We start from the raw sequence: 21,312 nt of genomic DNA on the forward strand, positions 1-21,312 counted from the left end.
TTTCCTCATCTTACAAGGGAAAATGTTTTGACATCCTCAGCACCAGCTTCCTCCAACAGTTTCTTCACACGATTTATAGTAGATCCAGTAGTATAAATATCATCTATAAGTAGAATTTTTTTAGGAATAGTGACTCCCCTTTTAATAAAGAAAGGAAGTTCTGTTGCCAAGCGTTCTGAACGATTTTTGGAAGAACTGGCCCGCTCTTCTCTCTTCTCTAGTAAGTCTTGAAAAGAGAACCCTGCTGCTTCAACTAAACCTTCAACCTGGTTAAATCCCCTCTCGAGCAATCTTTCAGGACTTAGGGGAATTACAACAAATTGATACTCTTTGTACTTTTTTAACTCCTCACTTAAAACTGAAGCAAAAACTTTTCTTAAAAGGAAGTCTCCATCAAACTTATACCGACTGAAAAAATCCTTCATAGCTTGATTGTAAATAAAAATCGCTCTATGACTTACTTCAACTCCTTCTTTACACCAAAGTTGACAGTCTTGACACTTCGTTGACAAATTTGTTTTCATACAGTTTGGGCAGTTCTCTTCTCCAATTCTCTCAAAAGTAGAGTCACAGTCTGAACAAAGGCAAGAGTCATCATTCTTCAGAAGTAAGAGACTACTAAAAGTTAAAACAGCCTTCATAGTCTGCCCACATAATAAGCACTTCATAGTCCCGCCTCCTTATTCATCTGTTGAATTTCCCTAATTGCCTTTTTGATTGAAGTATTTAACCCATCATGGAAAAAAAGCAAATCTCCTGTCGGTCTGTCCATGCTTCGCCCAACTCGTCCACCAATCTGAATCAAGCTAGACTTGGTAAAAAGGCGATGATTGGCCTCTACTACGAAAACATCTACACAAGGGAAGGTAACTCCACGCTCCAATATTGTCGTACTGATAAGTATTGTCAGTTCTCCATCTCGAAAAGCTTGTACCTGCTCTAATCTATCTTCTGTTACAGAAGATACAAAGCCAATTTTCTCATTTGGAAATTGCTCCTGTAAGATTTCTTTTAACTGCTCCCCTTTCTTAATTTCTGAAGCAAAAATGAGTAACGGATAAGCTGTCTTTCTCTGCTTCTCAATATAGGACTTTAACTTTGGTGACAACCGATTTTTCTCTAAACAGTGATTAAAATCGGATAACCAGACAGGTTTAGGAATAATCAACGGATTTCCATGAAATCGTCTTGGCAAACTCAATCGTTTTAGTTCTCCTATGCGAACCTTCCTATCTAACTCATCAGTCGAAGTCGCTGTTAAAAAGATTCTCAGTCCATTCTCCTTTACACTATTCTTGACAGCATGGTAAAGCTTGGGATTGTCAACATAAGGAAAGGCATCTACTTCATCCACTATCAGCAAATCAAAAGCTTGATAAAACTTCAATAACTGATGGGTCGTCGCAACAACTAGTGGTGTTCGAAAATACGGCTCTGATTCTCCGTGTAGTAAAGATATCTCGCAAGCAAAATCATCTTGCAGGCGCTTGTACAGCTCCAAACAAACATCTATGCGAGGACTAGCCAAGCATACTGCACCACCCGCATTGATCACTTTAGCTACTACTTGATAAATCATTTCTGTCTTTCCAGCTCCTGTTACAGCGTGAACCAAGGTTGGTTCCTGCTTGTCTACAGCTTGAATTAGTCCCTCTGACACCTTCTCTTGAAAAGGAGTTAATTGACCGCGCCATTTGAGAATATCTTGCTTCGCAAAATCCTCCTGCGGAAAATAGTATAAAGCTTGATCACTCCTGACTCGCTTCATCAGTAAACACTCCCTACAATAATAAGCACCGATGGGCAAATACCATTCATCTAAAATAGCACTATCACAACGTTGACAGAAAAGTTTCCCTTTCTCCTTTCTCATTGCTGGAAGTTTCTCCGCCAACTGACGTTCCTCTTTTGTTAATTCATTCTCAGTAAACAAACGACCGAGATAATTTGGATTTACTTTCATACTTCTTTATTCGTAAAAACCTAGCGCTTTAGATGATTTTTTAGTACAATTAAATCATGGAATTTAGAACAATTAAAGAGGACGGTCAAGTCCAAGAAGAAATCAAAAAATCACGCTTTATCTGTCATGCCAAGCGTGTTTATAGCGAAGAAGAGGCTCGAGACTTTATTACTACCATCAAAAAAGAACACTACAAAGCTACGCATAACTGCTCTGCCTTCATTATTGGGGAACGTAGTGAAATCAAACGTACAAGTGATGATGGTGAGCCCAGTGGGACTGCTGGCGTTCCCATGCTTGGGGTACTAGAAAATCACAACCTCACCAATGTCTGTGTGGTCGTGACACGCTACTTTGGTGGTATAAAACTAGGCGCTGGAGGACTGATTCGTGCTTACGCCGGCAGTGTTGCCTTAGCCGTCAAAGAAATTGGCATCATTGAAATAAAGGAACAGGCGGGCATTGCTATTCAAATGTCTTACGCTCAGTATCAAGAGTACAGTAACTTCCTTAAAGAACATAATCTCATGGAACTGGATACAAACTTTACAGATCAAGTCGATACGATGATTTATGTTGATAAAGAAGAAAAAGAAAATATTAAAGCTGCACTGGTAGAATTTTTTCATGGAAAAGTTACCTTAACTGATCAAGGTTTACGAGAAGTTGAAGTTCCTGTAAACTTAGTGTAAATAATAGATAATACAGTGTTTCACTGACATTCTCACCGCTACTTTAATTAGCAAAATAAAAAGATGCTTGCCCAAACCTACTAGAAAATGAAGCAATTCAAAAAGAAAACAGATATCGTTCCACTTTACACCTATTTACTAGAATTAGCTTATCACAATCGCTAAAAAATTAATGGCTTAGACCTGTGATATAAAAAAATCCTATCACTTCGATAGGATTTCTATATTTTACAAATGGTATAGATAGCGTTATACTAGAGATATCTTATACAAAGAGGTATTCATATGTCTATTTATAACAACATTACTGAACTAATCGGTCAAACTCCGATTGTTAAACTCAACAACATTGTGCCAGAAGGTGCTGCAGATGTCTATGTAAAACTTGAAGCATTTAACCCTGGTTCTTCTGTAAAAGACCGTATTGCTCTTAGCATGATTGAAAGAGCTGAACAAGACGGTATTTTGAAACCAGGTTCTACAATTGTTGAAGCAACAAGTGGAAACACTGGTATTGGACTTTCATGGGTAGGTGCTGCTAAAGGGTATAAAGTCGTCATCGTTATGCCTGAAACTATGAGTGTAGAACGACGTAAGATTATCCAAGCTTATGGTGCTGAACTCGTCCTAACTCCTGGTAGTGAGGGAATGAAAGGCGCTATTGCTAAAGCTCAAGAAATCGCTGCTGAACGTGATGGTTTCCTTCCTCTTCAATTTGACAACCCAGCAAATCCAGAAGTACACGAAAGAACAACAGGAGCTGAAATACTAGCTGCTTTCGGTAAAGATGGACTAGATGCCTTTGTTGCTGGAGTGGGTACCGGTGGAACGATTTCTGGTGTTTCTCATGCACTCAAATCAGCAAATTCTAACATTCAAGTTTTTGCAGTAGAGGCAGACGAATCTGCTATTCTATCTGGTGAAAAACCTGGACCACACAAAATTCAAGGTATCTCAGCTGGATTTATTCCTGATACACTTGATACAAATGCCTATGATGGTATTGTTCGTGTAACATCAGACGATGCACTAGCACTCGGCCGTGAGATTGGTGGAAAAGAAGGATTCCTTGTAGGGATTTCTTCAGCTGCAGCTATCTACGGAGCCATCGAGGTTGCCAAGAAATTAGGTACAGGTAAAAAAGTTCTTGCTCTAGCACCAGATAACGGTGAACGTTATCTCTCTACAGCACTCTATGAATTTGAAGTGTAGTCTCCTAAATACACAAAGCCCTTTAACAAGGGCTTTTTAATTTTTTTTATAAAATTTTTTTATATGAAAAAGGAAGCAAATCTGCTTCCTCTTTTTATTATTAGTTATTCAAAGCTGCTGCCATTGTAGCTGCAACTTCAGCTTCAAAGTCATTTGCAGCTTTTTCGATACCTTCACCAACTTCAAAGCGAGCGAACTCAACTACTGAAGCGTTAACTGATTCAAGGTATGCTTCAACTGTCTTGCTGTCATCCATGATGTAGACTTGTGCAAGAAGTGTGTATGCTTGGTCAACTTTAGTGTTGTCAAGCATGAAGCGATCCATCTTACCTGGGATGATCTTATCCCAGATTTTTTCTGGTTTACCTTCTGCAGCCAACTCTGCTTTAATGTCAGCTTCAGCTTGGGCAATAACATCATCAGTCAATTGAGCTTTTGATCCATACTTCAAGTGTGGAAGAGCTGGTTTGTTAACCATTGCACGGCTTTCATTGTCTTGGTCGATAACATGGTTCAACTGTGCTAACTCATCTTTAACGAATTGCTCATCCAATTCTTTGTAAGAAAGAACTGTTGGTTTCATCGCTGCGATGTGCATTGACAATTGTTTAGCAAGTGCTTCGTCTCCACCTTCAACAACTGAAATAACACCGATACGTCCACCGTTATGTTGGTAAGCTCCAAAGTGTTGTGCGTCTGTTTTTTCAATCAATGCAAAGCGACGGAATGAGATTTTTTCTCCGATAGTTGCTGTTGCAGATACGTATGCAGCTTCAAGAGTTTCACCTGAAGGCATTGTCAAAGCAAGTGCTTCTTCATTATTAGCAGGTTTTCCTTCAGCAATAACTTTAGCTGTAGTATTTACCAATTCAACGAATTGAGCATTTTTCGCAACGAAGTCAGTTTCAGCGTTTACTTCAATAACTGCTGCAACATTACCGTTAACATAAACACCCGTCAAACCTTCTGCAGCAACACGGTCAGCTTTCTTAGCTGCCTTAGCCATACCCTTTTCACGAAGCAATTCAATCGCTTTTTCGATGTCACCGTCTGTTTCTACAAGCGCTTTTTTAGCGTCCATAACACCGGCACCAGATTTTTCACGCAACTCTTTTACAAGTTTAGCTGTAATTTCTGCCATTTTGATTCTCCTATATTTTTTTAAAAATAGGAGAGCCGGGCTAAGCCCCGCCCTCCTAGGTAATTACTATTTATATGAATTAAGCGTTGTTGCCTTCTACAACTTCAACGATTTCTTCAATTGAATCTGCTTGAGCTTCAGAAGCTGCAAATTCTGCTTCAACTGCTGTTGCATCTTCACCTTGACGTCCTTCGATGATAGCGTCAGCCAATTTAGCTGTGATCAATTTAACAGCGCGGATAGCATCATCGTTAGCTGGGATGATTACATCGATATCATCTGGATCAGTGTTTGTGTCAACCATCGCTACAACTGGGATTCCCAATTTCTTAGCTTCTTTAACAGCGATTTGCTCTTTATGTGGGTCAACTACGTACATAACATCTGGGATACGAGGCATGTCTTCGATACCACCCAAGAATTTTTCAAGACGTGCACGTTGTTTGTTAAGAAGTGCAACTTCTTTCTTAGGAAGAACTTCGAAAGTTCCATCTTCTTCCATACGTTTGATTTCTTTCAAACGAGCGATACGTTTTTGGATTGTTCCCCAGTTTGTAAGAGTTCCACCCAACCAACGGTGGTTGATGAAGTATTGACCTGAACGTACTGCTTCTTCAGCAACTGCATCAGCTGCTTGTTTCTTAGTACCAACGAACAATACAACTGCATCGTTAGCTGCTGCATCACGCATGAAATCGTAAGCTTGGTCAGCGTATTTTACAGTTTGTTGCAAGTCGATAACGTGGATTCCGTTACGTTCAGTGAAGATGTATTTAGCCATCTTAGGGTTCCAGCGACGAGTTTGGTGACCAAAGTGTACACCAGCCTCAAGAAGTTGTTTCATTGAAATTACTGCCATGAGTATTTCTCCTTTTTGTTTTTTCCTCTTCTTGACTTCAACTCGCAAAACGACCCAAGGGCAACTGTTTCACAATTCATCAAGAATGAGTATTATCGTTCACACGACAAATTTCATTTTACCATACTTTTTCAATATTTTCAAGCTATTTTAGTAGATTTTTAAAGTAAGTTAACTATATAAATCATAAAAGAGACTCAAATTGAGCCTCTTCGTTTTATTCATTAGTTTGGATAGATATATGTTACAAAACCTTCTGAAGTTGTAGTCGGATTGAACCATCCACGTTTATTTCCGATTGTACGGTTTCCACCATAGTTTGATTCAGATACTTGGATACTTGTTGATGATGAAACAGCTGTAACCACGGCTACGTGTCCATATCCACCATCATTCCAACATGCAATCGCACCAACTTGAGGTGTAGATCCTGTACGGAATCCTGCTGCAGCTGCACTTGTAGCCCACTGTGCTCCATTACCCCAGTAATCTCCAGCCCAAGGTGCCAATGTCTTAGCTCCCCATGTACACTCACCCGTTGGATAACTTGACGCATTTGTGCTATATGTTGGACGATGTTTCACTAATGCAGGAGTATAGCTTGAAGATGATTCAGAGACTGCTTGAACTTCTGCTGTAAAAGTTGTATTCCCAGAAGCAACAACTGTTTGTTGTTGACTTTCTTGTTTAGCTTTGTAAGCTGCTTCTGCTTCTGCAGCTGCTTTAGCTTCTGCTTCCGCTGCTGCTTTTTTCTCAAGTAAACTTGCTTTTTCATCCTCTGCAGTAGCCTTTTCAGCAGCAAGATTCAATTCTGCAGCTTTCAATTCAGCTTGTTTTGTAGTTAATGTTTGAGCATCATCAGCTAGTTTTTGCTGATTTGCAATAACTGTATTAATTGCATCATTGTTTGCTACTTGTTTTTCAGAAATAGCTTTTTTATCTGCTTTTTGTTGTTCCAACATTTTGTTGTTTGCAGACACGATTTCACTCATTGCAGCAACACGTGAAATAGCTTCTGTAATTGATTTTGAATTTACAATTGTATTGATGTAATTTGTTGCAGCTCCATTTGTTTGAGCACTACGAGCTTGTTTTTGCAATGAATCATTGCGAGATACAATATTCTTAGAAAGTTCTGTAATTTCACCCTCAAGCTTTTTAGATTCTGCTTGTAGTCTATCATTTTCAGATTGCAAGTTTGATTGCTCTGTTTGAATAGCAGATACTTGCTCCTGAATTTGATCAACTTGTTTTTGGGCTTCCTGTTGTTGTGCTGTTAAGTTACTAATTTTATTATCTTGAGCAGCAATTTTGTCATCAGTCGTTTCTGCATGCGCAGTTGTTAAAACAGCTACTTGAGAAACCATTACTGTACTTAGTAAAAGTGACGCTAAGATTTTTTTCTTCATATTTCGTAGATACTCCTTCTTTTAAAGACACTACTAGTATACCAAAAAAAGGCCTAATGAATATTACGCCTTTGTTACATTTTTATTTCTTTCTTATAGGTAAATCTTTTCAAAAATAAACTGAAAAATAATCATCCATATAAGGTTCAAAATCATTGATGGTACTAAACTATAGACTATAAATAAAGACATACCATCCACAGTTAAACCTACCACTAATGCAAGTATATAAGCTCCCATCTCAAATAGAAAAGTCATGACAATAATTGCCAACATTCTCGTCCAACGATTCAATAAAATAACACTATTAAATTTATGGAGAAATACCCCCAACAAGACGAACAACAGAGTCGCAATTCCAATCAAGTGGAAAAAGTAAATATCATAAACCAAACCCACTACAAAACAATAAGCTAAGTAAAAGTACTCTGATACTTCAATCGTCTCAAATAAAAGAAACAAAAATAGAAAATGACTAGCCAACTGTACATGGGGAAAAAATGACCCCAGAAGCTGGCTAATATGGGCATCAATTAGAACAAAGAAAGGAAGCAATAAAAACACTCCAACTCGTTTCAACTGTCTCATTATGAATTCCCCACTAATTCTATCACATCTACATTATGAGTATCTGCACTCAATTTAACCGTTACTTCTCGTGTCAAATAGTCTGTACTATGCGTTGTGGTAACCACTTCACCAACAGGAATATCAGCAACGTTAAAGTTTCCTAATCCACCAGTGGTCACCTTATCTCCTGCACTAATATCGCTATTACTATTTAATTGGCTAATTTTAAGAACTTCATTTTCCTTGTCATAACCAACAATAATCCCATAAATTGTAGTAGAACCATGTTGAATTTTAACAGAAATCTTATCAGCATTTTCCGTATTTGTCAGAAGGTTAACCATGGTAGAGTTCTCCTCTACTTTTGAAACGCTACCAATCAAACCACCATTTGCAATGGCTAACATGTTCTCAGAAGCCCCTTTTGATTTACCTGCATCCAGAGTCAATTCCTGCTTCCAAGATACTGGAGAACGCATAATAACATCTGCTGCTAAAGTCTTTGTAGCTTGCAATTTAGACTTCATATCAAGCAATTGGCGCAGTTGTTCATTTTCTGTCTTTAAACTTTCTGCCTCATTTGATTTAACTTCTAACTGGTAAATCTGTTTCTTCAAACTTTCATTTTCATTATATGTTCGTGTCAAATGTGCCAAATCTGATTTAACAGAATCAAACCATTGAAAAGGTTTTTGCACAACCCTATCAACCAATGAGATTCCATCTCCTAATTTTGTCACAATTGCGCTTGAATAAGTCGTCGCTAAAAGAGCTGACACAAGCAGAACAGTGACAAAAACAATAATGACATATTTTGATTTTTTAAAACGGTTCATATCCCTACCTTTATATCAAAAACTGTTACAGTAACTTTTTTATAAATTCCTGAAAGCTACTAAGATTTTAAGAAAAATAAGCAACAACCAAGTACAAGAATAACAAGAATGGTCAGCGTATCTTTTCGAGTCCATTTCAATTGTCGGTATTGACTTCTGCCTTTCCCACCCTGATAACCACGCGCTTCCATAGCGATAGCCAAGGAATCCGCACGTTTTAAACTTGTCGCAAAAAGAGGAATCAAAATAGGAATCATCGCCTTTACTTTTTGAACAATACTTCCTTCTCCAAAATCCACTCCACGCGCTTTCTGTGCATTCATAATCCGCGTCGTATCATCCATCAAGGTTGGGACAAAACGCAAACTCATAGACAGCATCAAACCGATTTCATGAACTGGAACTTTCACACGCTTTAAAGGCGCTAACAAAGCTTCGACAGCTGATGCCAAACTTAAGGGCATGGTCGTTAAGGTTAACAAAGTTGAAAAGAAAATAATCAATACAAAGCGACAAAAAATAATTCCAGCTTGTTGCAAAGCATAATCCGTGATTCTCACAAACGAAAACTCAAATAAAACATTCCCATTAGAAATGAAAAATAGTTGAAAAATAGTTGTGAAGGCAATCAAGAAAAACATAGATTTCAAGCCCTGAATAAAGAATGAAAGAGATACTCCTGACAAGGCAATAAATATCCCTGTCGCTATAAAAAGAATTAGATTCGTCAAGGGATTATTAGCCCAAAAAACGATCAAAATCAGTAGCATCATAGCCAGTAATTTGCTGCGTGGATCCAATCGGTGAACTATCGAATCCCCTGGGATATAACGCCCCAAAATCATACTATCCATTTAGCGACTCCTTGAACTCCTCTATCTTAATCGGTAATCGTTTAAATGACACGCCTCTATCAGCCAATCGTTTACAAAATGCTGTAATCTTAGGTACTCCCAGCTGCACTTCTTCCATAAAAACAACATCTTGAAAGACATCACTTGGTTTGCCACCCTTCACTAAGCATCCCTTTTCCATTACATAGACTTGATTCGCATATTCAGCAACATCATCCATCAAATGCGTGACTAAGACAATGGTCATCCCTGACTGGTGGAGTTTTTTGAACAAATTCATCAACTCTTTTCTTCCCAGGGGATCTAGGCCAGCTGTGGGCTCATCTAAGACTAATATGGCTGGTTCCATGGCAAGTATACCTGCAATGGCAACACGTCTCATTTGTCCACCTGACAGCTCAAACGGGCTACGATCAAAAAGTGATTCATCAATTCCAACCAGAGCCAGTTTCTCACGCGCAATCTGCTCCGCATCTTCTTCAGAAACTCCAAAATTTTGCGGTCCAAAAGCAACGTCCTTCAAAACTGTTTCTTCAAAGATCTGATTTTCCGCAAACTGAAATACCAAGCCAACCTGTTTTCTAATTTGACGAATATCTTTATTTTTAGAATTCGAAGTGATTAAGGTATCAAAAACTCGTACACTTCCTTGACTTGGCACCAACAAACCATTTAAAAGTTGTAAAATAGTTGATTTACCACTACCTGTGTGGCCAATTAAAGCCGTATAAGAACCATCTTCAATCGTCAAAGAAACATCTGACAAAGCTGTTGAAGCTAAGGGAGTCCCTTCTTGATACGTAAAACTCACATTTTCTAGAGCAATTCCCATAGTTTATCCTCTAGCTCACTTTCTGTCAAATAATTTTCAGGCAAATCATAGCCATTCTGGCTCAAAGAATGTTTTAATTGATTAGCAAAAGGATCGTCTAATCCAATTTGATCTAAATCATTTCGAGAGAAAAGTTCTCTTGGACTACTGGTTGATTCAATTTCCCCTTTTTTCATGATCAATACACGATCACTCATGGCAACTTCTTCCAAATCATGGGTAATGGAAATGACCGTCATATCATAGTCTTTTCGAATTCCTTTTACTGTCTCAATGAGTTCTCTACGCCCCTCAGGATCCAACATACTCGTTGCCTCATCTAGGATTAAAATAGCTGGTCTAAGGGCTACAACACCTGCAATAGCCACACGTTGCTTTTGACCACCTGATAGACGCGCCGGCTCTCTCTTTTTAAAGTCCAACATGCCAACCAAAGCCAGAGCTTCTTCCACTCTCTTTTTCATTTTTTGACGAGAAAGTCCCTGATTTTCCAAACCAAAGGCAACATCATCTTCAACAGTCGCTCCAACAAATTGATTGTCTGGATTTTGAAAAACCATACCTATTTGACGACGTATATTCCAAACATTTTCCTCAGTCAACCGTTGGCCATCAATTACAATCTCTCCGGATTCTGCTTCCAGTAAGCCATCAATTAACCGGACAGTCGTTGATTTACCACTACCATTATGCCCTACAATCGAAAGCCATTCTCCACGTTTCACGTGAAACGTAATATCCTTCACATCGTAATATTTCTGACTTTCCTTATAGCGAAAAGAAAGATTTTTTACATCAATTATTGATTTCATTTCGAACCAAATGTCCCTTTAAATACATAGGCACTACCCTTGAAATAATCATAGCCAGAGTAGATAGTGAAAAACAAGGCTACATAAAGTAGAACTTGACCAAGCAAAGTCCAGTGTAATAGCAAGAAAATAATCGCAAACATCTGACTGAAAGTTTTAATTTTTCCAGGCATGGCTGCTGCTAAAACTGTTCCACCAGTTTCAACCAATAAAAGTCTTAAACCTGTCACAGCCAACTCACGACAGATGATCACTGCAACAATCCAAGCTGGAGCCATACCTAACTCAATCAGCATAATAAAAGCAGACATAACTAGTAGCTTATCCGCCATAGGATCTGCAAATTTACCAAAATTACTGACCACATTCCATTTACGAGCTAAATATCCATCTAAATAATCTGTAATACTGGCAATAGCAAAGATAATAGCTGCTACCATATGACTCTCTATCGAATTTCCTACTGTTAAAATAAAGATAAAAATAGGTATAAAGAGAATTCGACCTATTGTTAAGAGATTTGGAATTTGTTCTTTTTTCATTCGTTTTTCCTTAATTTTTAGTAAAGGTTACAGTGATTTTTCCAGTCTGAGCTGTTAATTTCGATAAGTCAACAGTCTGATTATCTACTGTTAAAGCAACACCTTTGACAACACCTAAAGTAATGGTCACAGGATTTTTTGTTGAAACTGTTGTTTCCGCACTTTTATTATCCGGTGATAAGGTCACACCACCCTCAAGCTCACTTTCTGAAACACTAATCCAACTTCTAGCATCTGAGACTGATAATTGTAATTTTGCAGTTTCCTTGCTCGTTTTATAAGCAACTTCTACTCTATTTCCTTCACCTGATACCGTTATAGCTGGTTCAATATTAGAAGAACTACTTGATGAACTACTACTAGTTGAAGATGAAGTTACAGAACTAGTCGAGCTTGTTGCTTGGACTACACTATAACTAGACGCAGATGAACGCTCCGGTTGAGTCTGGATATAATTCCAGACATAATAAGTCACAAAAATGACAATCGATAGTGCAAAGAGTATAAAATAAAATAAAGGTAAAAATGATGTCCTATTTTTCTTACTTGAACGTCTCCTACCTGTCAACTCCTCTTCATCAACATCTACTTCCTCATAAGTAATCATGCTCCTAGAATCATAAGCATCCAAGACAATTCGCTCATCAAGTTCAACTGCCCACGCATACTTTCTCAAAAAAGAACGAGTATAAAATGGACTAGGAAGTTGATCAAAATCATCATTTTCCATTGCCTCCAACATATCCAACTGAATTTCTGTTTTTTTATGTAATTCTTCTAAAGTCAACCCTTGGTTGGTTCTAGCTAAACGTAAAACCTCACCAATTGTTTTTTTCCTCATACTTGTCATTCCTTCTTTCTAGTATCGATTATGATAGGTTGCTACGATGGGAATATTGTAAAATCAACTATGTCACCATCATCTATTAAATGGTGTCCAGCATCAAGGACATCCTCTAAAGTAATTTCCTGTAAAATTTTCGGCAAATCAAAGATTGTCTCACCTTGTCCAAAAGCATCATATTGCGTTGCAATAAATTCAAGAGAGTTCATGCTACTGAAAAATTCTCCAAACATCTCTCTTTTGATAATGTCTAAATGATCCTCTGTAATATCTAAATCCTTTGTGAAATTACGAATAGCCTTTTTAAACTGATGGGATAAAGCAACTGGCTCTTTTGTATCCATTGTCAACATAACAAAATGAAAGCGACTTGTTACTTCAACTTCCAGAGATAAGGACGCATCAATTTTACCTGATTCATATAATTTTTGAAAACGATCCGAAGTCCAACCAAACATCATTGCAAACAATAATTTTAATAAAATATGATGTCGATAGCAATCCGCCTCATCAACTTCTCGCTTACCTCTAATCCCAATCGCTAGTTTAGGAGAAGACACTTCCATTCTCATACTGTCTGTTTGTTTTACAGCCTGTAAAACAAACTTTTCTCTTGCTCCATCCTGAACATCTAAATCTTTCAGTTCTTTGCTTTCAAAATAGTCCTGTACTCGTTCCACATCAAAATTACCAACTAAAAACAGAGACATGTTTACAGATTTGTAAAATCTTGTAAAATTTTCTTGTAAATTAGTTAGATTGATTTGGGAAATGGACTCCTCGCTTCCAACTATATCCGTTGCTAAAGGTGTGCCAGGATATAAATTCGCTAGAGTTGAAAAGAATAAACACGAATCTGGATCATCTTGATACATTTCCCGTTCTTGCTGGATAATATCCTGCTCTCTCAGAATCGAATCTTCGGTGAAATGTGCTGATGTTACCAATTCATCAAGTAAGTCTAAATTTTCTAAAAAATAATCCGTTGCTGAAAAAAGATAGCTTGTTTTTGTAAAGCTTGTAAAGGCATTACTATCTGCACCTAGACTCGTAAAAGCCGACATCAAATCACTAGCATCTTCTCTCTCAAATAATTTATGTTCAAGAAAATGAGCAATTCCCGCAGGATATTCTTTTACATCTCCGTCAACTTCTATGACAAGCATATCTACCGAACCAAACTGAACAGTGACACTCCCGTAAACCTCTTTAAATTCCTTTTTAGGCAAAAGAGCAACTGTCAATCCGTTGGCCAAACGAGTTCGATAAACCATTTCTTTTACAGCTGGATAGTATTTTTCTTCAAAAACAACCTTTGTCATTCTATTCCTTCCATAAAGTAAATTGCTTGTAATTTCACATTACTAGCTGCTCTACAAATAGCATCTTTGTCAACTTGCTCGAGTTTTGCAATCCAACCTTTAAAGTCTGCTGAAGATTTTCCAAGTAAGGCATTTTGATAAGCACGTTCAATCAATGAAGATTGATTATCTTGAGAAAGCAACAAAGATCGACGAATCATTTCCTTGGTCTGCTCTAGCTCAAGTTCTGTAAAATAACCTTTTTTTAAATCAAGCAGTTGATTATTCATCATTTTTCGAGCCTGATTCCGATTTTCTCGATCAATGCCAGCATACATCCTCAAGAATCCACTAAACAAATCAAGCTGACTTGAAATAGTATAAGCCAATCCAGCATTTTCACGGACATTTGTAAATAGTTTAGAGTGAGCAAATCCACCAAGTAAACCATTCATTACAATCATGGGTAAATGTTGCTCATCACCATATTCAGAAGGGCAATGATAACCTAATTCCAAAATGGATTGTCCCACATTTTTTCGAACCATACCTTCCTGAAGAATATTGGAATAAGGTTGACAATACTGAATCGTCACATCTCCTTCTCGACCTTTAAAGCCAAATGATTCTAATACATTTTGAATTTCGACCTCATTAAAATCACCTAGGAAAAAGAAATCTATTCGATCATTGGCCAAAAATTCTTGGAAACAAGAATAAGAACTCTGTGGAGTTTCAGCTAAAATACGATTTCGTAAATCACTATATTTCAATTGAAGACGTTCATCATGAAAAAACAATTTATCCAATTCTTTATGTGCAAAATAAAAAGAATCATCCATATCAGCTGCTAAACTTGCTAGTAATTGTTTTTTCTCAATTTCAAATAAGGCAGGATCAAACCCATTATCAACTACTACGAGGGAAAAAAGAGTTTCTTTTACTAGTTCCAAAACCTGAGAAGTTAGCACATTTTTCCTACTTAAAAACTCATCACGAACATAGGTAAATGTCAATTCTACAATATGACTTTTCCCTCTTCTGAAACAATTGGTTGACATATCTGTACCGTATAGACTGGCTAAATGTATTCTCAAATCTTGAGAAGTGGGATACATCTGATTAGCAGTCTCTAGCATACTCGCACTCAACATGCGACCTGCAATCGTATCGAGGGATAATGGAGTGGTAAAACGCACGGCGATTTTGTTCGTTTTAAACTTTTTTGATTGGATAAAATGTGTTGAAATTCCATGCACTAACTCCATGATTTACCTCCTTATATACAGACTTCTATTATATCACGAAAAACTGAAATTTTCTTGTTCTCTGTAACACTTTTGAAATAAAAATCGCTTACATTTCTCCCTATTTCTCTCACTATTTTTAGGAAAATATGGTATAATACCAAAGATTGAGGTGAATTATGGAATACAAATTATTTGAAGAATTTATTACCCTCCAAGCACTACTCAAAGAACTTGGAATTACACATAGTGGAGGAGCTATCAAATCATTTCTCTCTGAACATTCTGTTTACTTTAATGGGGAATTAGAGAGTCGTCGTGGTAAAAAACTTCGTATTGGTGATAAAGTTGACATCCCTGACATGAATATTGACATCTTGTTGACACAACCTACGTCTGATGAGCAAGAGGAATACCAAGCTGATAAAGTTGAAAAAGAACGAATTGCTAAACTTGTTAAGGAGATGAATAAGGGTGTAAAAAAAGATAAATCAAAACCTACTTCATCACCCAAAAGCAAACAAGCTCCGCGATTCCCTGGTAGATAATCATGTGGCTACAACACCTATCTCTCAAGACTTTTCGTAACTACAAAGAGACGAAAATAGACTTTAATCCTAAATTAAATGTCTTTTTAGGACGCAATGCACAAGGTAAAACAAATATGTTAGAGGCTATCTATTTTTTAGCCTTAACACGTAGTCATCGAACTCGAACAGATAAAAATCTCATTCATTTTAATGAGGAACAACTTCACCTTTCAGGTCTTGTTCAGAAAAAAACTGGATCCATTCCTCTCGAAATCGAACTAACACAAAAAGGACGTGTGACAAAAGTGAATCACTTAAAACAGGCACGACTTTCAGATTACGTAGGACACATGAATGTTGTCTTATTTGCTCCTGAAGATTTACAACTAATTAAAGGAGCACCTTCAGTTCGACGAAAATTCATTGATATGGAGCTTGGACAAATTAAGCCAATCTATTTATCAGATTTAACCAATTATAACCATATTCTTAAGCAAAGAAATACCTATCTAAAATCAGCTCAAACAATAGATGAAACCTTCCTTTCAGTGTTGGATGATCAGCTAGTTGATTATGGATGTCGTGTAATGAATCACCGCTTAGATTTCATAAAAAAACTAGAATCATTTGGGCGTAAGAAACATTTTGAACTCTCTAATCAGATTGAAGAGTTGTCAATATCCTATCAATCTTCTGTCAATATAACTGACAAAGAAGACTTATCCGAATCTTTCAAAATTGCTTTAGAAAAAAGTAGATCCAGAGATTTATTTAAAAAGAATACTGGTGTCGGTCCTCATCGAGATGACATTTCTTTTTATATAAATGGGATGGATGCTAGTTTTGGAAGTCAAGGTCAACATCGCAGTCTCGTCCTCTCGATAAAATTAGCAGAAATCGAATTAATGGAAAGCGTTACTACAGAATCTCCAATATTACTGCTTGACGATGTCATGAGCGAACTTGACAACACTAGACAACTAAAATTATTAGAAACGATTTCTCATTCAATCCAAACTTTTATCACAACAACAAGCTTAGACCATCTTCAAAATCTGCCAGAAAATCTAAGTATCTTCACTATTCAGGATGGTAAAGTTTCTGTAAATTATAATTGACAACATTGTAAAAGAACTCCTATTTCCACGGGAGTTCTTTTCATTGTTTTTTACATAGAATAATTTGGTGCCTCATTAGTAATTTGTACGTCATGAGGGTGGCTTTCTTTCAAACCAGCACCAGACATTTCAATAAATTGAGCATTATCGTGTAGTTCTTTAAGGTTAGCTGCACCACAGTAACCCATACCAGAGCGAATACCTCCAATCATTTGGAAGACAATATCAGCTGCCGCACCTTTATAAGCAACACGACCTTCAATTCCTTCTGGAACAAGTTTGTTTGCTTCATTGATAGAACCTTGGAAGTAACGATCGCTTGAACCTTTCTTCATTGCTGCGATTGATCCCATACCACGGTAAGTCTTGAACTTACGCCCTTGGAAGATTTCAGTTTCACCTGGTGCTTCATCTGTTCCAGCAAACATAGATCCAAGCATAACTGCATTTCCACCTGCAGCAAGGGCTTTTACAATATCTCCAGAATACTTGATTCCACCGTCAGCAATGATCGTTTTACCATATTCACGCGCAACAGCTGCAGCATCATAGATAGCTGTTACTTGCGGAACACCAACACCAGCAATCACACGAGTTGTACAGATTGAACCTGGTCCAATCCCAACCTTGACAACGTCTACACCTGCTTCGTAAAGTGCGCGCGCTCCCTCAGCAGTAGCAATATTTCCAGCAATCAAAGTACGATCTGGGAAGTGAGCACGAATCTCAGCAATTTTACGCAAGACACCTGCAGAATGACCATGTGCAGTATCAATAACAATCGCATCCGCTCCTGCTTCAAAAAGAGCCTCTGCACGTTCAAATGTATCTGAAGTAACACCTACTGCACCTGCAACTAGAAGACGACCAAACTCATCTTTCGCCGCATTTGGAAACTCAATAACTTTTTCAATATCTTTGATAGTAATCAAACCAGAAAGGCGACCTTCTTCATCTACCAAAGGAAGTTTTTCAATACGGTGCTCTTGAAGAATGCTCTCAGCTGTTGCAAGATCTGTACCCACAGGAGCAATAACAAGATTTTCACTAGTCATATGATTTGAGATTGGTTGGTTATAGTCTGAAATAAAACGAAGATCTCGGTTTGTCAAAATACCAACTAATTTACGATTTTCAAGTGTTTCAACAACTGGAACACCACTGATGCGGTAACGTCCCATAAGCTCATCAGCTTCAGCAATTGTATGTTCAGGCGTCAAGAAGAACGGATCAATAATAACTCCATTTTCAGAACGTTTTACCTTGCGAACCTCGTCTGCTTGTTGAGCAATTGACATGTTTTTATGGATAACTCCGAGACCGCCTGCACGAGCAATAGCAATAGCCATTTGACTCTCTGTAACTGTGTCCATGGCAGCGGTAATAATTGGGATATTTAAAGTCAAATTATCTGCCAATTTAGTTGTTAAATCTGCATCGTTAGGCAACACATGACTTTCAGCTGGAATAAGCAATACATCATCAAAGGTAAAACCTTTTTTCAAAAATTTAGTGTCCCAATTAGACATTCGAAGTTTCCTCTTTTCTTTCTTTTTGAGCTTGACTCTTTTTATATTGTATCTATCATACCATTCTATAAAAATTTGTCAAATGTTACAGGGGTAAATAAAAAACTATCTTTTCTTTGAGATAGAAATGATAGTTTCTTGTAAAATAAACTTATTTAAAGTAATGGAGTCCCATTGCCCCTTTAACCTCAGATAGGGTTTGACCCGCAACTTCACGCGCTCTTTCACTACCTTTTTGAAGCATATTATAAACTTCTCCCATATCCTTAGCAAATTCAATACGGCGCTCACGAATAGGACCCAGTTCACGTTCTAATATTTCAAGTAGATAACGCTTGGTCTTCACATCACCAAGACCACCTCGTTGATAATGTTCTTTCATGTCAGCAATTTCTTGAGCATCTTCTGGACGACCAAAAACATCTAGATAATGGAAAACCATATTTCCCTCAATCTTACCTGGATCTTCCACCCGAATATGATCTGGATCTGTATACATACTCATCACTTTTTTACGCAAAGTATCCGCATCATCAGCTAAATAAATACCATTATTGAGTGATTTAGACATTTTAGCATTTCCATCTAAACCAGGCAAACGCCCTGCTCTCTCATTTTCTGGATAAATACCTTCCGGCTCTACCAAGACATCACAGTTATATGCGTTGTTAAAAGAGCGAACAATTTCACGAGTTTGCTCAATCATTGGTTTCTGATCTGTCCCAACAGGAACATAATTAGCCTTGAAAGCTGTGATGTCAGCTGCTTGAGCTATTGGATAGACCAAGAATCCTGTCGGAATGCTTTCTCCAAATCCTTTCTGAGCAATTTCTGTCTTGACAGTTGGATTACGCTCCAAACGTGCTAATGAAACCAGATTCATATAATACATAGACAACTCAGCCAACTCTGGAATCTGGCTTTGAATAAAAATAGTTGACTTATTTGGATCCAATCCAACTGCAAGATAATCCAAAGCCACATTTCCGATAGACTCTACAATGGTTTGAGGATCTTTGGCATGATCTGTCAAGGCTTGTTGGTCAGCCAAGAACACAAACATATCATACTTATCCTCTTCCTGTAATAATACTCGATTTTTGAGACTTCCAACATAATGTCCAATATGCAATTTTCCTGTTGGACGGTCTCCTGTTAAAATAATGGGTTTAATCATTTTATTCTCCTTCGATATAGTTCCTTCAATTATAGCATTTTTTTAATGAAATAACCGCAATTTATCAAAATAAATCGGCCTTGCTATTGATGTTTTTGTGTAAAGGAAATTGTAAATATAATTTACACAAAATTGACAGATAAAAATTTGAATATTTCCGTATTTTCTAGTAGAATAAATATATTACACATATAGGAGAAAAACATTGCTTACAGTATCTGATGTTTCACTACGTTTTAGTGATCGCAAACTTTTTGATGATGTCAATATCAAATTTACAGAAGGAAATACTTATGGATTAATCGGTGCTAATGGTGCCGGAAAATCAACCTTTTTAAAAATTTTAGCTGGAGATATCGAACCTACTACTGGTCACATCTCTCTTGGTCCAGATGAACGTCTCTCTGTTCTTCGTCAAAATCACTTTGACTATGAAGATGAACGTGCCATTGATGTTGTTATCATGGGAAATGAAAAACTTTATAGCATCATGAAGGAGAAAGATGCTATCTACATGAAAGAAGATTTCTCAGATGAGGATGGAGTGCGTGCTGCCGAACTCGAAGGAGAGTTTGCCGAGCTTGGGGGCTGGGAAGCAGAAAGTGAAGCCTCTCAACTACTTCAAAACCTAAACATTCCAGAAGAATTGCACTATCAAAACATGAGCGAATTGGCCAACGGTGAAAAAGTAAAAGTTCTCCTCGCCAAAGCACTTTTTGGTAAACCTGATGTTCTTCTCTTGGACGAGCCGACCAATGGTTTGGATATCCAATCAATTACATGGCTAGAAGACTTCTTGATTGATTTTGATAACACCGTTATCGTAGTATCCCACGACCGTCACTTCTTAAACAAAGTATGTACTCACATGGCCGACCTTGACTTCGGAAAAATCAAACTCTATGTCGGAAACTATGACTTCTGGAAGGAATCTTCTGAACTCGCTGCTAAATTGCTAGCAGACCGTAATGCCAAAGCAGAAGAAAAAATTAAACAATTGCAAGAGTTCGTTGCTCGTTTCTCTGCTAATGCTTCTAAGTCAAGACAGGCAACATCACGTAAGAAAATGCTTGATAAGATTGAGCTAGAAGAGATTGTACCATCTAGTCGTAAATATCCATTTATCAACTTTAAAGCGGAACGTGAAATCGGTAATGATCTCTTGACAGTAGAAAATCTAACTGTAAAGATTGATGGTGAAACTATCTTGGATAATATTAGTTTCATCTTGCGTCCAGGTGATAAGACAGCACTTATTGGACAAAATGACATCCAAACGACTGCATTAATTCGTGCAATCATGGGAGACATTGACTATGAAGGAACTGTCAAATGGGGAGTGACCACTAGTCAATCTTACCTGCCAAAAGATAACTCAGCTGATTTTGCAGGAGGAGAATCAATTCTTGACTGGTTGCGTCAATTCGCAAGTAAAGAAGAAGATGACAATACTTTCCTACGTGGTTTCCTCGGCCGTATGCTCTTCTCTGGAGATGAGGTTAACAAACCTGTAAATGTCTTGTCAGGGGGAGAAAAAGTTCGTGTCATGCTTTCAAAACTCATGCTCTTAAAATCAAATGTCCTTGTACTTGATGATCCAACCAATCACTTGGACTTGGAATCTATCTCAAGCTTGAACGATGGATTGAAAAACTTTAAAGAATCAATCATCTTTGCCAGCCATGACCACGAGTTTATTCAAACTCTAGCTAACCATATCATTGTCTTGTCTAAAAATGGCGTCATTGACCGTATCGATGAAACCTATGATGAATTCCTAGAAAATGCAGAAGTACAAGCAAAAGTTAAAGAACTTTGGAAAGACTAAATAAAACTTCAAAACT

General features: G+C 37.5%; 21 protein-coding genes and 1 pseudogene. 6 read left to right on the forward strand and 16 right to left on the reverse strand.

The window, feature by feature from the left end:
• Window positions 1–5 precede the first annotated feature (5 nt).
• Window positions 6–668, reverse strand: a complete 663-nt coding sequence (locus tag M1G05_RS07290) for a ComF family protein (protein WP_247953438.1) — start codon at window positions 666–668, stop codon at window positions 6–8.
• Window positions 665–1,963 (reverse strand): ATP-dependent helicase ComFA, encoded by a 1,299-nt coding sequence (locus M1G05_RS07295; RefSeq protein WP_247953439.1) that lies wholly within the window; start codon window positions 1,961–1,963, stop codon window positions 665–667. The genes M1G05_RS07290 and M1G05_RS07295 overlap by 4 nt, the downstream gene beginning before the upstream one ends.
• A gap of 56 nt (window positions 1,964–2,019) precedes the next feature.
• On the opposite strand from M1G05_RS07295, the gene M1G05_RS07300 reads away from it, so the two are divergent.
• The 3 genes and pseudogenes from M1G05_RS07300 to cysK all read left to right on the forward strand — a co-directional run bounded on the left by M1G05_RS07300 (window position 2,020) and on the right by cysK (window position 3,867).
• On the forward strand, window positions 2,020–2,655 hold the full coding sequence (locus M1G05_RS07300) for a YigZ family protein (protein ID WP_247953440.1): 636 nt from the start codon (window positions 2,020–2,022) through the stop codon (window positions 2,653–2,655).
• 93 nt (window positions 2,656–2,748) lie between these two features.
• Window positions 2,749–2,820 (forward strand): annotated as a pseudogene (locus M1G05_RS07305) (PH domain-containing protein); the annotation flags it as partial.
• 120 nt (window positions 2,821–2,940) lie between these two features.
• Window positions 2,941–3,867: a cysteine synthase A gene (gene cysK / locus M1G05_RS07310; RefSeq protein ID WP_049543266.1), complete on the forward strand. Its 927-nt coding sequence runs from the start codon at window positions 2,941–2,943 to the stop codon at window positions 3,865–3,867.
• A 100-nt stretch (window positions 3,868–3,967) separates the two neighbouring features.
• On the opposite strand, the gene tsf is transcribed toward cysK, so the two are convergent.
• From tsf to yfmF, 12 genes are all read right to left on the reverse strand, one after another.
• Complete coding sequence (tsf, locus tag M1G05_RS07315; protein ID WP_000808070.1) at window positions 3,968–5,008, reverse strand: translation elongation factor Ts; 1,041 nt, start codon at window positions 5,006–5,008, stop codon at window positions 3,968–3,970.
• Between the two features lie 79 nt (window positions 5,009–5,087).
• On the reverse strand, window positions 5,088–5,867 hold the full coding sequence (gene rpsB, locus M1G05_RS07320; protein WP_049543268.1) for a 30S ribosomal protein S2: 780 nt from the start codon (window positions 5,865–5,867) through the stop codon (window positions 5,088–5,090).
• Between the two features lie 224 nt (window positions 5,868–6,091).
• Entirely contained in the window at window positions 6,092–7,276 is a 1,185-nt protein-coding gene (gene pcsB / locus M1G05_RS07325) for a peptidoglycan hydrolase PcsB (RefSeq protein WP_049543271.1), read from the reverse strand.
• Between the two features lie 93 nt (window positions 7,277–7,369).
• Entirely contained in the window at window positions 7,370–7,864 is a 495-nt protein-coding gene (gene mreD / locus M1G05_RS07330) for a rod shape-determining protein MreD (protein ID WP_247953441.1), read from the reverse strand.
• A complete protein-coding gene (gene mreC / locus M1G05_RS07335) occupies window positions 7,864–8,682 on the reverse strand; it encodes a rod shape-determining protein MreC (RefSeq protein ID WP_247953442.1) in 819 nt (272 codons plus the stop codon). The genes mreD and mreC overlap by 1 nt, the downstream gene beginning before the upstream one ends.
• A 59-nt stretch (window positions 8,683–8,741) precedes the next feature.
• Window positions 8,742–9,536: an energy-coupling factor transporter transmembrane component T family protein gene (locus M1G05_RS07340; RefSeq protein ID WP_084930564.1), complete on the reverse strand. Its 795-nt coding sequence runs from the start codon at window positions 9,534–9,536 to the stop codon at window positions 8,742–8,744.
• Window positions 9,529–10,368, reverse strand: a complete 840-nt coding sequence (locus tag M1G05_RS07345; RefSeq protein WP_247953443.1) for an energy-coupling factor transporter ATPase — start codon at window positions 10,366–10,368, stop codon at window positions 9,529–9,531. Before M1G05_RS07345 ends, M1G05_RS07340 begins: the two co-directional genes overlap by 8 nt.
• On the reverse strand, window positions 10,353–11,180 hold the full coding sequence (locus M1G05_RS07350) for an energy-coupling factor ABC transporter ATP-binding protein (RefSeq protein ID WP_000835730.1): 828 nt from the start codon (window positions 11,178–11,180) through the stop codon (window positions 10,353–10,355). Before M1G05_RS07350 ends, M1G05_RS07345 begins: the two co-directional genes overlap by 16 nt.
• Entirely contained in the window at window positions 11,177–11,722 is a 546-nt protein-coding gene (gene pgsA, locus M1G05_RS07355) for a CDP-diacylglycerol--glycerol-3-phosphate 3-phosphatidyltransferase (RefSeq protein ID WP_247942384.1), read from the reverse strand. Before pgsA ends, M1G05_RS07350 begins: the two co-directional genes overlap by 4 nt.
• Before the next feature lie 10 nt (window positions 11,723–11,732).
• Window positions 11,733–12,563: a cytoskeleton protein RodZ gene (gene rodZ, locus M1G05_RS07360; RefSeq protein ID WP_247953444.1), complete on the reverse strand. Its 831-nt coding sequence runs from the start codon at window positions 12,561–12,563 to the stop codon at window positions 11,733–11,735.
• 41 nt (window positions 12,564–12,604) lie between these two features.
• On the reverse strand, window positions 12,605–13,888 hold the full coding sequence (yfmH, locus tag M1G05_RS07365) for an EF-P 5-aminopentanol modification-associated protein YfmH (protein ID WP_247953445.1): 1,284 nt from the start codon (window positions 13,886–13,888) through the stop codon (window positions 12,605–12,607).
• Window positions 13,885–15,135 carry an EF-P 5-aminopentanol modification-associated protein YfmF gene (gene yfmF, locus M1G05_RS07370; RefSeq protein WP_247953446.1) on the reverse strand — a complete coding sequence of 417 codons (1,251 nt, stop codon included), beginning with the start codon at window positions 15,133–15,135 and terminating at the stop codon, window positions 13,885–13,887. The genes yfmH and yfmF overlap by 4 nt, the downstream gene beginning before the upstream one ends.
• Window positions 15,136–15,293: 158 nt before the next feature.
• Here yfmF and yaaA point away from each other — a divergent pair, with 158 nt between their 5' ends.
• Both yaaA and recF read left to right on the forward strand, forming a co-directional pair.
• A complete protein-coding gene (gene yaaA / locus M1G05_RS07375) occupies window positions 15,294–15,662 on the forward strand; it encodes a S4 domain-containing protein YaaA (RefSeq protein ID WP_084887673.1) in 369 nt (122 codons plus the stop codon).
• Between the two features lie 2 nt (window positions 15,663–15,664).
• Entirely contained in the window at window positions 15,665–16,762 is a 1,098-nt protein-coding gene (recF, locus tag M1G05_RS07380) for a DNA replication/repair protein RecF (RefSeq protein WP_084926259.1), read from the forward strand.
• 50 nt (window positions 16,763–16,812) lie between these two features.
• On the opposite strand, the gene guaB is transcribed toward recF, so the two are convergent.
• The gene (gene guaB, locus M1G05_RS07385; protein WP_084926258.1) at window positions 16,813–18,291 is read right to left on the reverse strand and encodes an IMP dehydrogenase; all 1,479 of its coding nucleotides are present in this window, start codon (window positions 18,289–18,291) and stop codon (window positions 16,813–16,815) included.
• A 151-nt stretch (window positions 18,292–18,442) separates the two neighbouring features.
• Complete coding sequence (gene trpS, locus M1G05_RS07390) at window positions 18,443–19,468, reverse strand: tryptophan--tRNA ligase (protein WP_084887666.1); 1,026 nt, start codon at window positions 19,466–19,468, stop codon at window positions 18,443–18,445.
• A gap of 205 nt (window positions 19,469–19,673) precedes the next feature.
• On the opposite strand from trpS, the gene M1G05_RS07395 reads away from it, so the two are divergent.
• Window positions 19,674–21,296 (forward strand): ATP-binding cassette domain-containing protein, encoded by a 1,623-nt coding sequence (locus tag M1G05_RS07395; protein WP_000958772.1) that lies wholly within the window; start codon window positions 19,674–19,676, stop codon window positions 21,294–21,296.
• Window positions 21,297–21,312: the final 16 nt, after the last annotated feature.

It is taken from the genome of Streptococcus mitis (genome assembly GCF_023109515.1).
In the GTDB taxonomy this organism is placed as follows: Bacteria; Bacillota; Bacilli; order Lactobacillales; family Streptococcaceae; genus Streptococcus; species Streptococcus mitis_CS.